15 protein-coding genes are annotated in these 14,307 nt (G+C 53.0%); 6 read left to right on the top strand and 9 right to left on the bottom strand.

The genetic code is table 11. From position 1 onward, the window contains the following. Window positions 1-69: 69 nt before the first annotated feature. The 3 genes from AC0TNJ_RS17135 to AC0TNJ_RS17125 all read left to right on the top strand — a co-directional run bounded on the left by AC0TNJ_RS17135 (window position 70) and on the right by AC0TNJ_RS17125 (window position 2,107). Window positions 70-630 carry a hypothetical protein gene (locus tag AC0TNJ_RS17135; protein ID WP_473771933.1) on the top strand — a complete coding sequence of 187 codons (561 nt, stop codon included), beginning with the start codon at window positions 70-72 and terminating at the stop codon, window positions 628-630. A 176-nt stretch (window positions 631-806) separates the two neighbouring features. Next, entirely contained in the window at window positions 807-1,814 is a 1,008-nt protein-coding gene (locus AC0TNJ_RS17130) for a linear amide C-N hydrolase (protein ID WP_473771932.1), read from the top strand. A gap of 83 nt (window positions 1,815-1,897) precedes the next feature. Continuing rightward, window positions 1,898-2,107 (top strand): CsbD family protein, encoded by a 210-nt coding sequence (locus tag AC0TNJ_RS17125; protein ID WP_006467262.1) that lies wholly within the window; start codon window positions 1,898-1,900, stop codon window positions 2,105-2,107. 55 nt (window positions 2,108-2,162) lie between these two features. On the opposite strand, the gene AC0TNJ_RS17120 is transcribed toward AC0TNJ_RS17125, so the two are convergent. The 7 genes from AC0TNJ_RS17120 to AC0TNJ_RS17090 form a co-directional block, all read right to left on the bottom strand. After that, window positions 2,163-2,660 carry an invasion associated locus B family protein gene (locus tag AC0TNJ_RS17120; protein ID WP_122002687.1) on the bottom strand — a complete coding sequence of 166 codons (498 nt, stop codon included), beginning with the start codon at window positions 2,658-2,660 and terminating at the stop codon, window positions 2,163-2,165. Window positions 2,661-3,224: 564 nt separating this feature from the next. Further along, window positions 3,225-3,767, bottom strand: coding sequence for a hypothetical protein (locus tag AC0TNJ_RS17115; protein ID WP_473771808.1), 543 nt, complete (start codon window positions 3,765-3,767; stop codon window positions 3,225-3,227). Next, on the bottom strand, window positions 3,764-4,375 hold the full coding sequence (locus tag AC0TNJ_RS17110; protein ID WP_473771807.1) for a hypothetical protein: 612 nt from the start codon (window positions 4,373-4,375) through the stop codon (window positions 3,764-3,766). Before AC0TNJ_RS17110 ends, AC0TNJ_RS17115 begins: the two co-directional genes overlap by 4 nt. 20 nt (window positions 4,376-4,395) lie before the next feature. Further along, entirely contained in the window at window positions 4,396-6,273 is a 1,878-nt protein-coding gene (locus tag AC0TNJ_RS17105) for a MobA/MobL family protein (protein ID WP_473771806.1), read from the bottom strand. After that, the gene (locus AC0TNJ_RS17100; RefSeq protein WP_473771805.1) at window positions 6,270-6,569 is read right to left on the bottom strand and encodes a hypothetical protein; all 300 of its coding nucleotides are present in this window, start codon (window positions 6,567-6,569) and stop codon (window positions 6,270-6,272) included. The genes AC0TNJ_RS17105 and AC0TNJ_RS17100 overlap by 4 nt, the downstream gene beginning before the upstream one ends. Then, complete coding sequence (locus AC0TNJ_RS17095) at window positions 6,566-6,817, bottom strand: hypothetical protein (RefSeq protein WP_473771804.1); 252 nt, start codon at window positions 6,815-6,817, stop codon at window positions 6,566-6,568. Before AC0TNJ_RS17095 ends, AC0TNJ_RS17100 begins: the two co-directional genes overlap by 4 nt. Next, entirely contained in the window at window positions 6,810-7,085 is a 276-nt protein-coding gene (locus AC0TNJ_RS17090; protein WP_473771803.1) for a hypothetical protein, read from the bottom strand. Before AC0TNJ_RS17090 ends, AC0TNJ_RS17095 begins: the two co-directional genes overlap by 8 nt. A gap of 296 nt (window positions 7,086-7,381) precedes the next feature. Here AC0TNJ_RS17090 and AC0TNJ_RS17085 point away from each other — a divergent pair, with 296 nt between their 5' ends. From AC0TNJ_RS17085 to AC0TNJ_RS17075, 3 genes are all read left to right on the top strand, one after another. After that, complete coding sequence (locus AC0TNJ_RS17085) at window positions 7,382-7,690, top strand: hypothetical protein (protein ID WP_473771802.1); 309 nt, start codon at window positions 7,382-7,384, stop codon at window positions 7,688-7,690. Between the two features lie 5 nt (window positions 7,691-7,695). Then, window positions 7,696-11,643 (top strand): DotA/TraY family protein, encoded by a 3,948-nt coding sequence (locus tag AC0TNJ_RS17080; protein WP_473771801.1) that lies wholly within the window; start codon window positions 7,696-7,698, stop codon window positions 11,641-11,643. 109 nt (window positions 11,644-11,752) lie between these two features. Next, a complete protein-coding gene (locus AC0TNJ_RS17075) occupies window positions 11,753-12,175 on the top strand; it encodes a hypothetical protein (RefSeq protein ID WP_473771800.1) in 423 nt (140 codons plus the stop codon). 91 nt (window positions 12,176-12,266) lie between these two features. On the opposite strand, the gene AC0TNJ_RS17070 is transcribed toward AC0TNJ_RS17075, so the two are convergent. Beyond that, entirely contained in the window at window positions 12,267-12,818 is a 552-nt protein-coding gene (locus tag AC0TNJ_RS17070; protein ID WP_473771799.1) for a hypothetical protein, read from the bottom strand. Between the two features lie 268 nt (window positions 12,819-13,086). After that, window positions 13,087-13,968 (bottom strand): hypothetical protein, encoded by an 882-nt coding sequence (locus AC0TNJ_RS17065; protein ID WP_473771798.1) that lies wholly within the window; start codon window positions 13,966-13,968, stop codon window positions 13,087-13,089. Between the last annotated feature and the right edge of the window lie 339 nt (window positions 13,969-14,307).

The raw sequence follows: 14,307 nt of genomic DNA, 5'->3' as shown, positions 1-14,307 counted from the left end.
GATTCTGTCTATTTTATCTTACTGAAATTGCACGGAAATTCGGTCAATCGAATACGGAGCAGCGATTTGATAAAACTACTGGGTGCAGGCGTCCTCATTGGTTTGACCTTCCCGGTTCTACCGGCTTTGGCGCAGACCTTCAGCGTCTGCCACGGTTACGAATGCCATTACCGAACTAAGGTTACGCTGACCCCGAAGGAAGAGCAGCGCATTCGCAGCCTTCTGCAAACCGGCAATCGAAGCGCCGATAACGAACGCAAGGCATTGCGGGCGGCGGTGGCGATTTTCGAACAGCGCAGCACTACGACTATCGGCGTTCGTGACAACCCGAGAATGCAGTTCGGTAAAGCCCGCATAAGGGGCCAGATGGATTGCATCGATGAATCGACCAATACCGACAACTTCCTGCATTATCTGCAATCACGCGGGTTGCTGAAGCATCACACCGTCGCCCGGCGCACATCGCGCGGCGCTTTCATTGACGGCCGTTATCCGCACTGGACTGCTGTTATCGAAGACCGGCAGGGTCAGCGCTGGGCGGTCGATTCCTGGTACGAGGAAGGTGGCGGGCCACCGGACATCATGCCGCTCCGACAATGGAAGCAGCGCGGATATATGGGCGAACGCTAGAGCCGGTCAGCCTGTCTTTCCTGTAACCACTGCCTTATATTGCGTTACGGGACATTCGCTCGATAGCCAACGGGCATCCTGCCTTGATTGCCGGGCATCACCGAGGGGGACTATCCATGCCGATTTCGAAGCGGTCATTTTCCAGCATCTGCATCACAGCGCTTCTGGCAGGCAGCATGCTCGCCGCACCAGTTGCTGAAGCCTGTACGCGTTTCGTTTATCATGGGGCGAGCGATCAGGTGATGACCGCCCGATCCATGGATTGGAAAGTGGATGTTGCGACCAATCTCTGGATCTTTCCACGCGGCATGAAACGCTCCGGCGAGGCAGGCAAGAATTCGCTGCGGTGGACGTCCAAATATGGCAGCGTCATCGCCTCCGGTTATGACATCTCCACAACCGACGGCCTGAACGAAGCAGGCCTTTCCGTTGGCGCGCTGTGGCTGGTCGAATCCGAATATCCCAAATATGACGGCACCACGCCCGGCCTCAGTATCGCGGCATGGGCGCAATATGTGCTCGATAATTTCGCTACCGTCGATGAGGCGGTCAAGAACCTGCGCACCGATCCATTTACAATCGTGACGGACAAGGTGCCCGGCGAAGACAGACTGGCAACACTGCATCTGGCCATATCCGATTCCAGCGGCGACAGCGCGGTCATCGAATATATCGATGGCAAGCAGGTGATCCATCACGGCAGGCAATATCAGGTAATGACCAACTCGCCGACTTATGACGAGCAGCTGGCGCTCAACGCCTACTGGACCCAGATCGGCGGCACTGTCATGCTGCCGGGCACAAATCGCGCTGCCGACCGTTTTGCGCGCGCATCATTCTACGTAAATGCCGTTCCGAAAACCGAAGATCCGGTCAAGTCGATCGCCAGCGTGTTCAGCGTCATTCGAAACACATCGGTTCCTTTTGGCCTCACGACACCAGACCAGCCGAACATTTCCTCGACGCGCTGGCGAACGGTGGCCGACCAGAAGCGCAAGCTTTACTTCTTTGAGTCAGCTTTGACACCCAATGTCTTCTGGGTCGACCTGAAGAAAATCGACTTTTCAGCCGAGACCGGCAAGGTGAGGAAACTAGACCTCGGCGTCAATCAAACCAACACTTTCAACGGTGTCGTCAACGACAGTTTCAAGGAAAGCGAACCCTTCCAGTTTCTCGGTCTCTGAGCGGTTTCCGCAATTTTTTGCTGAACCATTTTTGGTCCGTTGCGTTAGTTAACCATAACCAACCCAGAACGGAGGAACGACCAATGGACTGGAATCGCGTTGAAGGAAACTGGAAACAGGCCAAGGGCAAGATCAAGGAACAGTGGGGCAAACTCACCGATGACGATCTTGATCAAATCAACGGCCGGCGCGAGCAGTTGGAAGGTAAAATCCAGGAACGCTACGGTATTGAGAAAGACCGCGTGCGTTCCGAACTGGACGATTGGTACAATCGTCAGACCTGGCTTTCATAAAGCTGCATTATTCACGAAAGAGCCCTGCCGCACGGCAGGGCTTTTGATTGCATTTTTATCGGCAGCTATCCACGCGCTGCAGGGACGCCGACAGCCCCATCAGGGAAAACGTATAGCGTGTCTGCGTACCACGTGCTGATGTCGCATGCACATTGAGCGTCTTGCCAGCGCGCATGGCACGCATCAGCTTTGCCTCGTCGGCAACATTTTCAGCCCAGGCACGGTTGCCCTCGCTGAAAAATGGAAAGCGTGCGCCATCCACCATGACGTTGACCGCGCTATCGGCTTTCAGCTCATACCCCATCACAAGTTGAGGGCTGTACTGACCGTCCGCCTTGGAAATAATCACAAAATTATCGCCGTGCCGCACTCCCGCCGGGTGAAAATTGACCGGGACTGTCAAAGCATAGCACTTGTTGCCCGCAAGTTCGGTGTTCTGGTAAACGCCCCAATCGCGGAATTCACCCAAATAACTCGTCTTCGCTGAAGCCGCGAGAGAACTCGCCACCAACCCTGCCAATGCCAGCGCAACGGTGGTTGCATTTTTTCTCATCGCTCAAAACCTCCATTTTGTTGCCAGTTCACGTCACTTAAAAAATTGTTTCATTGCGTTACTATTTCCTTAACGAACTGCTAAAATTTGTTGAAAGTTTGCGGGGGAGAACCGGAACGTCAATCAGCAGAAGGAAACCGGCGTGCGTGGGTGCGATTATCGGCAAGGCCCGCACGACAAAACTGCTGAAAGGAAAAATGGTGGGCCCGGAGGGAGGCTCCGGCCTCATCGGTCCTAAGTCGTTGATTCTTTATTGAGAATCGCGCTGCTTTTTCAAACGGGGTTTAACGTTTGTGCACCCAGATAGGTGCACAATTTGGTGCACCTAGGCAAGCAAAAAACGCGTTGTGCACGGTGAAAGGAGAAGAAGGGGCGCGCCCCTCGACATGCTTCGCATGTCTCACCTGCGGATATTTTTAGCTCAACCGGATGGGATGGGCATTGAAACTTGTTGGCCGACGTGAGGTAATGTGGTTGCAGAACAGGCAGGGATGCCGATGGCTGTGCGATATACGGATGATCTTCTTGAATTCCCGCCCCGTCTGAGTGGCGGGTTTTCTTGTTTTAGGCTTCGCGAATGCGACCGCGCTGCGGCTTCGCGTTCGCTGCGGCTTTGAGTGGTCTGCTGCCAGTGCCTTTGCGAGCAAATTTGGGGTTCACTTTCGATTTCGCCAGCTCGGTGTCCGACATAGGCGCGATGCGCTGTTGTGCTGCGCGTTGCATGGCATCCGCACCCGCCTGACGCCATTTGCGAAGCGCTTTCAATCGGCCTTTTGTGCATTCCTTCAAAAGCCGCTGCCAGTAGTATGGCGCATCGGCGCTGCCGTCCAGCGGTGCGGTAAGCGTCCAATACGCTTGCAACAGCGGGTCGGAATGGATTGAGACGTCAAGCCCCAACCATTTGCACCAGGCCGCGCCCTTCTGGCGGATTTTGCGATAAGGCATGGCCTTAGCAATTGCGAAATCTTCGCTGACGTACTGCCCGCCCGACGAGCATTCCAATGTTTGCAAGCCAACTACACGACGATAAAGGTAGCGGCGCAAGCTGTGTGCCTGCGCCGTTTCGGTATCGAGTTGAGACTGAAATTCGTTAGTGACAAAAATCATAGTCGCGGCCCCTGAGGTTCTGGCTCGTCGTCCAAAAAGTCGAAGCCGTCTTCGAAGTCTTCGTCAAAGTCGTCGTCGTCGTTGAATCCGATTTGCGTATCGAAACTAAAATCGGGTTCTACTGCGGGTGATGCCTGCACTTCCGGTCTACGAATACTGGAATCGAGCGTTACATCGTTTTCGGTGACGTATTTAGCTACCGCATCATTCCAGATTTGTGCTGACACAGGGCAATCCTGAATAATTTTCTCATACTCGGAATCGGACAGGATATTGCGGGGGCTTGTCCATAAATCAGGATGTTCCCAACTTATCTCACGCCCGATTTCCCGCAATTTAGGCAGTATCAAACCTGCATACTTTCTATCTGAATAGAAATCTTTCAAGCTACCATTTTCATTCTTATAAATGGTTGGCGAGTTGCCGAATGTATCTTCATCCATCTCCATGAAGTATGAATGGAAATCCTCATCGTGTTTTCTAATGCCATTGAAAGCCTGATGCCGGACTTCATCGCTTTGAGCTTCTTCTGATGCAGCTAGAAGCGCGATACTCCAATCATCCGTGTTTCTCAGTATCAGGTTAGTGAGGCCTATGGTCTTGCTCATTTTAGTTCCCCTTTCTTTGGTTAAGCTGGCGTCGGTGCTGGAGCCTTGGTTTTCTTTGGCTCCGGTTCGTCGGGTGTGTTGGCTGGCGTCGGTGCAGCGCTCTCGCGACCTTCGTCCGCGACGTCTTTGCCGAAGGCGCGATAACCATCCAACTGCGGCTCTAGGTCTTCCGACTTCTGCTGCTTGAATTCTTCAAGCTGGTCTGCGTCAAGAAACTCGGTGAGATACGCAAACAGATGTGGGTCACGTTCCTTAAGATCGGCCAGAGCCTGCTTGTCCGCGCCTGCGGCTTCAAGCATGAGGTCAGACAGCTTTTTGCGGGCTTTCACGCCTTCTAGGTCTAAGGCCTGCTCGGCCAATTTGGCGCGGTCAGCTTCATATTGGGCGCGGACTTCCGGCGATGGCTCGTATGGCTTGCCGTCCTTGTCGAAAACCTTGATTTCCTGACGTTGGGCTTCCAGCCACAGGCGGTCTTTGAATTCCTGCGAACCATAGATTTCAAGTTCACCGCCCCACTCGTCTGCCGCCTTGGCGAGAAGCGCATTGATTGCGGGATCTGAGGTTTTGCCGTGAATGCGAACTTCGTTGCCTAGGTCCTGAATTCTGGTGCCTGCCAGATTGATATAAACACCGTCTGGTGCTTCAAGAATGTTGGTGTAGCCACGCGAACGCCACTTGTCCGCGATGCTCTCCGCAACCGTTTCCGGCAACTTCCACTCGGCAGGAACTTCCTCCACCTCGGTCTGCGGGCGCTGGCGCGGCTTCTTATCACCATTGGTGAGGGCTGCGGCTTCTTGAAGACGGTCGATATAGTCGGCATGGTCTGCGGACACGATTGCTGCGGCAAGCTTATCTGCCTGACCTTTTGGGCCGTAGATGGTGGCCTTACGGTTCTCGACTTCAACCCACCCGCCGTCTCGCATCTGGATTTTCACGACGTTCGGCGTCTTGGTATCGATCATGTAAAGCTGGTCCGCCTTGACCGATACACCTGGCAGGCGCTCGGACAGAAGGCGGGCTTTATATTCCTGCTGGTGGCGTGGCTTCACGCCGTTGGGGTCGCTTTGGGTTCGTGGAAATTCACTCATGATTTCATCCTCCGTGGTTTTGAGTGCGTTTTGCAGGGCGCGGGCCTTGCGGTGTTGTGCGACGTCGTTCATGACGGCATCGCTCTTCTTGCGGCTGTTAGCAGCATGAAGTCTGGCTTCGCCCATGGTTGGCTCTGGCTCTTGCTCTAGGCCTCGGGCTGCATTTGAAAGGTGGCTGACACGGCGCGGGCTGTTGGCGCGCTCAAGGAATTCGTTCATCGTGGCCGCGATGCGCTCACGTTGGATTTTAAGGGCATCGCCGCGCTCGCCGCCGTAACGGCCTCCGCTGGCGTGAAGGGCTTCCAAACAGGCGTTTTTCTTCGTTGAAAAGCCTGTTTCCGTGGTCTCGTCCAACTCACGCAGTGCAAGCATGAAATGGAAGTGGGGCTGCGGCGATCCGTACTGATCCAGCGGACAGTGAATTGCGACGTCAACTACTGCGCCAGCTTCAACCCATGGGCCTGCGAGTTCGCGGCCCAATGCTTCCCATTCGTTCACAGGAACATCGCGGGGGATGCTGATTTCCCATTCGCGGGCAACCTGAGCGTCAACGCGCTTCTCCGATGCCTCAACTCGATTCCAAAGTTCTTCGCGGTTCTGCGCCCATGCTGGGGCTGCGGCGGGTGTCAGGATGAAAGCGGAAATAGCCTGTTTCTTGCGATAGTCGAAAACCTCGCCCGTGCGCTTATCGGTGATTTTGGATGCGCTGCGATAAGCCGCTGCGGCGGTCGCGCTGCGGCCTTCCGATCTTTTGAAGATCTTCGCAGCCGCATGATAAAGAGCCTGATCGGGGGCAAGGGACGTTTTCATTTACGCCCCTTCCAGTCGTCTAGTTGCTTCTCAATATAGGCCCATTCATCTTGAGGTGCGGCAGCATCAGGTTTGTTGTCCTGATCAGCAAGCGCACCCAGAGTTAGAACGTCGAAAGCTTTGACTATAGCGACAACCGCCGTCTCGATAGCGAGCGCGATCACCTGCAATATGCAAACAAAGCAGACCAGAAACACCACTTTCGTAAGTGGCCACGCGACGGCTAAGATGATGGCAATCGCCGTCAACAGCCAATCCCAAAACGTAAACGCGCCAAAGAATGAGGTGGGTGTCATCGTAGCACCTCTCCATCCTCTACGGCCTTTCGGGTAGCTCGCCGCTGCCAATACCTGACGATGTAGTGAAGAGCCTGAATCTCGTCGCCACGCTCTTCATAGGGCGTCGCAAAATCATCGGTGACGGCTTGGATGTAACGGGACACGGCAACCTTAAAGTGATCAAGGTCGGAATAGTCTGCGAACATATCCCGCGTGTTGTCGGTGCCAAACGGATCCGTTTTGCTTGCACGTTTTCCTTTAATCATGGCGGTTTTCCTTTCTGACGATTTCTTCGATGTCTGCCCATTCGTCATCGAGCGATGACGTGGCGGCGTCAGATTTCGGGCGGCGAACCAGCTTCACGACGAATGCCGAAAGCTTGGAAACAAGCTTCGCGACCAGCCAAAAAATGAGCGCTGTAAAAACGACTAGGATGCCCATGGCGATCCAGAATTCAGTTGGTACATCGGAGAGACTGTTGATCGGCTGGATCTCGATCATCTGTTGAGCCGTGTGGTGTGGTGTATCTGTCATTTTTGTTTCCCCTATTTTGCCTCTGAGGACATCTCAGAAGGTCTGCTTGAGCGGTGCGTCACGAAGGGACGCATAACCGCGCCCTTCTTGGCAGGGAGCCAATACTTTCGGCTTCAAGGTTATTTTGGGCTTGCGTCTTGACTGGCGCAAGTTGCCGAAAAAGAATTGTTAGAGAAGCCAGAAATACAGATACGGTTTTCCGTCTATATACATCGCGAAGTCTACATTTTTGGTTTTCGGATTTTGGCATCTGTCGGCGGTTATATTAGCCGACAGAAATTTTATTGGAGGACACGATGACTTATAGTTTAACGAATCCGCGTCTGCAAAAGTTGATGCAGCAAAAAGCGAAAATTGAGAGTGAACTTGCCCGCGCACAGGCAGCGGAAAAGACAGCCCAGCGAAAGTTGGATTCACGCAGAAAGATCGTGCTCGGAAGTTGTGTTTTGAAAGCTCTGTCCGAAGGCCGCTTGCGGTCAGACTGGGCAGAAAACTTGGTCAACGCATTCGCTAGCGAGCGTGACAAAGCGATCTTCGCGGATTTCGCTTTTCCATCGCCCGTGGCTGCTGAATCTGATGGCGTGGCAAGCGCACAGCGGGAGTAAGTGAAATGAATCCTTTCACTGATCTCCTGAGAGAACCATCTGAGCACAATATCGCGTGGGCCGCTATAAAAACACTGGTCCCTTCGGATTACACTTCGCCGCTTGGGCTTGGGATGGGAATTGTCACGTCAGTACTGGCCTACATCGGCGCGTTGTTCCTCATCTGGCACGTTATCCTTGGTATTGTTTCATCTGCATACAGTGGAAAGGTTTTGGGTGAAAAGTATCACCAGATCTGGGCTCCGATCCGCATAGTCATCGGGTTCGGTTTGCTTATACCGATAGCCGCATCTTTCTCGTCGGGTCATTATCTAATCCGCGACGTTGTTGCCCGTGCAGGCATTAATTTGGCTGATAACGTGTGGATCGCGTTCGTCGGACAAGGACAGAAGTCTCCTATGATCCCACCCGTCAAAAACGGTCTGCCGCTGGTTCTCGATATCTACGAGACAGAAATCTGCGCAGCGGTTGGCAACATGTGGGCTGAAATCGCTCGGCCCATCAAATACATTCCGCTCCCTGCGGGCATGGGGGATCGCTCCGACAGGTTCACGACATGGAGATATAGCGATTGCGGGTATGTCGCTATGCCAATGCTAGAAAAACACCAAGACCTGAATCTAGCGAGACAAGTCGCGGTAGGTAAGATCGTCATGGCTGCGCGTAATGACGTTAAGGCATTTGCAACGCACAGGTTTGACACACCGAAAGTGAAAAACGCAGCAGACGCAATTGCTTTCATCAAAGACGGCCTTATCCCGAGCCTTGCCGAAAAAGTTAAAACACTCGCAAAAGAGTACGACGACGCGAACACAAAAGCAGTGTTAGCTACGCTAAAAAATGACGAAGAGGGCAAGAGAATAAATGAGCTGCTTCTGTCGAAAGCCAAACAAGAAGGCTTTGCAACGGCAGGAATGTATTTCACGTATCTGGCCCAGCAAAGCCATTTAATTCTTTCAATAACCGATGTTAAGCACCAACGCGCCGTTGCTCAACGTGACGCCAATGGGCAAGGCCCCCAAGAAATGGCAAAACACGCCATTTCAGCATTCAGAATTGCGCTTTACGCCGAAGAACAAGAGATCGTTGTCGATGCGAACGTTTTCGCTTTTGCGAGTGATCAAGACAGCAACATTTTGACACGAATGACAGCCTCCATGACACGTAGTCTTGGAGAATGGATGGCGACAAAAAGTGCCGTCGACGGTGAACCAACAGTGCAACAGATTGCAAAAAGTAATCCAATCGGAGATCAGGTCCAGAGCGGACACATGTTCATGTGGATTGCTACAGGTGCGGTATTGGCTGCATTCTTTCCTATTATTGCAGCTTTCACGGCAGCAGGCTGGGCATCTGGTGCTTATGGCGCAGCAATTTGGGCCATGGGATGGCTCTCACCCATAATCGGCATTCTCTGGACGGTTGGTGCAGTTCGCGCTTACGTGCAGCCGATCCTGCCATTTATGTACATGTTTCTGTTCTTCTCGATCTGGCTACTAGCGTTCGTTGAAGCGCTGATTGCGCTCGGCGTTTGGGCTTTATCTTGGATTAGAATGGATGGTGATGACCTGATCGCCCAAGGCTCCAAGATCGGCACCATGCTGATTTATCAAGTCTTTCTGATGCCTGTTCTCGGCGTTCTTGCATTCTGCGCAGCCTTCATTTTGCTTCCGCTAATCATCGGTGGCGTCGAGATTCTTTGGGCTAGAGCGTTCTATGCACAAACGGGCGGGTATCTCGACAAGCTGGGCGAAACTCGTCGCGCTGAGCGTGAAAAGGTGCTGCTGGATCTGGTAGGTTGGGATGGGCTGGAAATTCTCGGCCTGCGTGCTGAGCCGCTGGCTAAGAAATCCGTGGCGATGGCTGCGGCATATACTGAGAAATTTCCAGCCCGCGACAAGGCTGACAACCCAATCAACCAGGCTGCGGAACATCTGCGCGGACGGGATTCGAGCCATCACCTGCGTAAGTTGAAAAAGCTCCAGAAGCGGGCGCTTTTGAGGGTAGAAGGCGCATTGCAGGCTGTCGGCGGGCCGAATGCGTGGGCAAGGCCGCTTTATGTGTCTGACTATCTGCTCGGACTGTATCGTGAGCACATCGACCGGACGGAAGAGATTTTGAGCGGCCTGCGGCTGATCAAAACCGATGATCCGACCGTGCAAATCCCAATGCTGGAATTGAATGAAAAGGCCAAAAGGGCCGATGCGTCAAAGCGCTCGCTGATGATCGACATGCACATAAAGCGCTGGCAAGCTCTCGGATGGCGAGTTTGCTGGATAACTGTCACATTGCCCGGTGAGTACGTTTGCCACTCGACCAATGAGGAAAAGCGCGTCAGCAAGCATGATCCAATGAAATTTGGACCATGGCAGGCGCTCGACAAAATTCAAACTGATATGAAAATCGTACTGCAAATCCTTCGGGACAAGGGTATTCGCCCGTCGGGTTTCTGGTGCCTCCAGCCCCAACAGAGCGGCGCGCCGCACCGTCACATTCTGCTTGCCGTGCCGACGCTGGAGGAGGCTCGCGGAGTTTGCGATGCATTCCGGCGAAAGTTCTCGACACGTCTGGAAGCCGACGCGAACGGGCAGGATCGCGGATGCGACGCCCGTGTCATTGGCGATAGTGACAAGCGCTATTCGCCAAAAGAGGCAAAGGACGGCGAACAGGAAACCGCGACGTCAGCCGCCCGTTATGCTGCACGGTACTCGACCAGAGCGGAACGCAAGGCCGATAAAGTGCGGATTGAGAAGTTCGAAAAACTCAAAGCCGAAATAGGCGACAGGGTGCTGATTGGTGCGGAAAAGGCCGATTTTGAAAAGGAAGAAAAGGCTGTGAAGGAATTGCGAGACACTGAGCGCTATCGCGCTTGGAAGTGGATTCGCAATGCCCGCACTCATACCTGGATCGACCTGGACAGCGCTCGTGCTCCTTCTGAGCAATGGGATACGCTGTGGGCATGCGCGCAGCGTGGCGAGCGCGAACCGGAAGACGCCCGCATGGCAATCGCGATGCGTCATTTGATCAAGGCACGGGACTTTTCGAAGCTAGCTGAAGCCACTAGGGCAGATGTTAAGGCGCTGGGCGACGAGGTTGAAGAGTCTGACGCGCTGGAAAAGTCAGTTGGAAATGAGAACGGCACTCCACGCCGCCAGCTTCTGGATAAGCTGCTGGAAGGCAAGACGGTCGCAAAGTGTGAGAAAGAGCGGCTGAACGAGGAATTGCGCAAGCATTCCGATGCCGCCGCGATTGAGGCATGGCATGCAGCCATCGCGATTGGAATGTGGCCTGATACGGATCTTGATCCGATTGAACTGAAATGGCTCAATGAAGCTGTGGCGGAATGGGTTATATCGGGGTTTGATGTTGATGAAGCTGAGGAAGCGGCGCAGATCATCAATCGCGATATGAATTTGTCCGATCCGCTTCCGCCTATGCCTCTGCGCGAAACACGCGAAAATGGCTATGGCGAGGAAGTTCAAAAGACCATTGGCGTCGTCGGTGCGGTAACGCAGTGGGTCTTTCAAAATCAAATGCCGCAATTTCAGGAAATTGCCGATGCTGCGGAAGCGCTCGGCCTCACAGCGGCCTATAAAACGATAATCGACAAGCTGATTGAAAAACGTCGCGGTAGAGAACTGACGATCTGGAAACAGCGCAAGGTGTTTTTCGGTCTGGCAGAAACTGCGGGATTCGGATTCAGCAAACGACCAAGCGGACGCTTGGCTGTCTTCAACAAATCTGGAGAGATAATGCTTCGGACTCCCGAAGCTTGGCAGATTGTCGATGAAGATACTGCTACGCAGTTATTGGAGGAATATCAGGCAGGATTTGAATCAAACGAACTTTTGGATTCCAGAACCTTCACTCCATTTACTCATACCAACCCAAGTTTAGAGGCTGCGCCTCTTACCTTGGGGGCTTTGCCCCCATCCGATGTCCCGCCAGATTAACGGCAGACATCCATAACCACCCAAAAAGTTGACGGCTCAGAGCTTCGAAGGATCGAAGACGGGAAAGCCTTATGCTATTTTCAAGGGATTAGATTTGCGTGGGGTTTTTATGAAACTTGCATTTTCTGGCTTGGCTATTTTCCTTGCAATGACTTCAGTGTCATCGGCCGCAGACAGCACCATCACTTGCAGCCGAGTAGGCGAAGACAAGCACAATGGGCGCGAGGCGTTAATTATCGACGGCGATAAAGGTGCGTATAGCTACAACGCGTTCGATGGGAACCGCGAGACCATTAGCTTGAAGTGCGACACCTTCACCACAGACGGCGAGCAATCCGCTATCTGTGCAAGGGTGTTTTCGCGACCGGAGGGCTTCACGACAGAGCATTACGTAGTCAAGAAGCTTGCAGATTTCTCGACCGTTTCAATATCGTCATTCATTGAAAACTCAGATTCGAAGAGCGCCCCGCATATGCACAGCGCTAACATTCGGCAGTTTTCAGCGTCGTGTAAAAATGGGCCGAAAAGCTGACAATCTGCTGATTTTCAACAAATTTGGCCGTTCGATCAAATTTGGAGGGCCATAAATTCGATTCTGTGCGTGTTTTGGAGGCTGGCGGGTATCAGCTCATCGGGATCTTCTGAAAAACTGAGACGCCACGTTTGATGAGATCGGGCATATCGCTGGATTTGATGCGCTCCCAAGCATGGCTAGATGAGATGTCGCGGCACAATGCAGCGATATCGCCCCATGTCTGATCGGCGTATGGCTGGCGCTCAAGTTTCGTCTGATGGACAGTTTGCACTTTGGACGTCGCGCCGCATTGTGATAGCTGCTCCAGTGCGTCAGTCAGCCATTGGCACGTTTCGCGAGTCTCCTTCATGAACTGGCCTTTGTTCGGAGATTTGCCCGACGCTAGAACGGTGTTGGCCTGCTCGAATGTGCTGCGGACTTCGGCCAGACGCCCGACGATCTGAGGAATAAGCGTTGTCGCGCCCCGTTGGGCAAGTTGGTGCAAGCTGGCTTCGGCTGCGGATATTGCGACGTCCGTTTTCAGAACGGCTCCAGCTTTGAGCTTCGCCATATGCCGCCGCTGCCGCTCGCGCCCCGACATTGGGCGGTCACCTTTCGTTGGACGTCCACGCTTCTTCTTTTCAATCACTTCCTCTGTCATGTTGCCTCCTCTATTTTGTCACTGACAAAATTATCAATGATGGCGCAACCCGACACAAGGCCTATTTTCCCTGCGCTGACGAAAAATGAGGCCCCAGAAGTGCCAAAATTTGCGCGAAAATAGCCGCTGGCGTGTTTAGACACGCAGTAAAAATGGGCGTCTGCGGCCATAGGCGGCTGCGCGGCTGATTGCTGGCACCTACTGCGACGCCCGATTTTCGTGCCGTGTCCCTTTGAAGGTTTCATACCATGCGACGCACGGCTCGCAATTACTGATTGGCGGGGCTGTTGCGATCTTTTAACGTCTGAAGCAGCTCGCGCAATATGACGTTTGTTTCGTCTTGTTTCTGGCTAACCTCACTCAAGAGCCTTTCAGCTACTTCGTCGTTACGCTCCTTCAGGGCTTCAATTAACTGTTGATTATCGGCGTTAGCTGACTGCCGAGAGGAAATGACCTCACTTGTTAGAGCCTCAATCGAAGGAACTGTGCGGTTAGGGGAAAAGTAGTCTACGACCATTGGAGCAAACGGGCTTAGCGTCGCGATTACAAGCGCAATTACGCCAACCAGAATTGCTTTCTTGGCCGACTTATCTGTCTGGGCGGACGCCTCCTCGAATTTGTCGATAAACGTAGTTGCCTGAGCTTGGATGTCGTTTCCGATGCGCGCCGCATTTGCCATAACATCCAACATGCTCTCGAACTTCTGTTCGATGTCGGCAAGCTTTGCGTTCGTGTCCAGAATTGGATTCCTCGGTATCTCGAATTCTGGCATTCTGGGAACGGGAATATGCTCATTGATCCCAGCACCTGACTTTTGGTCAAGTGCCTTTCCCGCAGAGAACGAGCCGAGCAGTCGCTGCTGATTCTCAACCTGATCCAGAATGGATTTCATGGCAGGATTCGGCTTGGTGAAAGACTCAAGTCGATCTCTGAGAGCTTCCACTTCCTTCGACGGACGAAGCAAATTGTCGTACATACTCTTTTGAGCTTCGATTTGCTTTCGAAACTGTTGTGCTGCCTTCAGTTCCGGCCCAAGATCAGCTAAAGCCTTGGCAGCATCTCCAAATGGCTTCATGTCATCTGGAAGGCCCAGCTTTGCAAGATCGGCTAGCTTTACAGGTTTAGGAGGATTAGACGTATCGTCAGTCATCTGTCAGATAAATTCCTAGCTGATGAGTAATTCTTGCAAATATAGGGGGAGCGCTCGCCTTCCGCGAGTATAGCAAAGTCTTCGGTTGCATTCCTCTTATTCAATGCGAAATCCACAATTCTAGGTGGCCGAGTCGACAACGGAAGCTCTGAAAGGCCCTGTTTCGTGTGTGGCTTTATGGGCGGGCATGACGTCGTGGCAACGACTATAGGGGCCACGGGAAATGAGCAAAATTGTTCGGTTGCTTGTCGGCTTTTGGTCCGTAATGAGCTTTGCAGCCACGGTAAAGACCACAACTCTGTTGCTTTCCTTCTGATTGAAACTGCTACCCTTTGACAA

This window comes from Ochrobactrum sp. PL_is483, from assembly GCF_055816855.1.
Note: the sequence above shows the minus strand (reverse complement) of the source record. Positions and strands in the feature narration are given on the sequence as shown.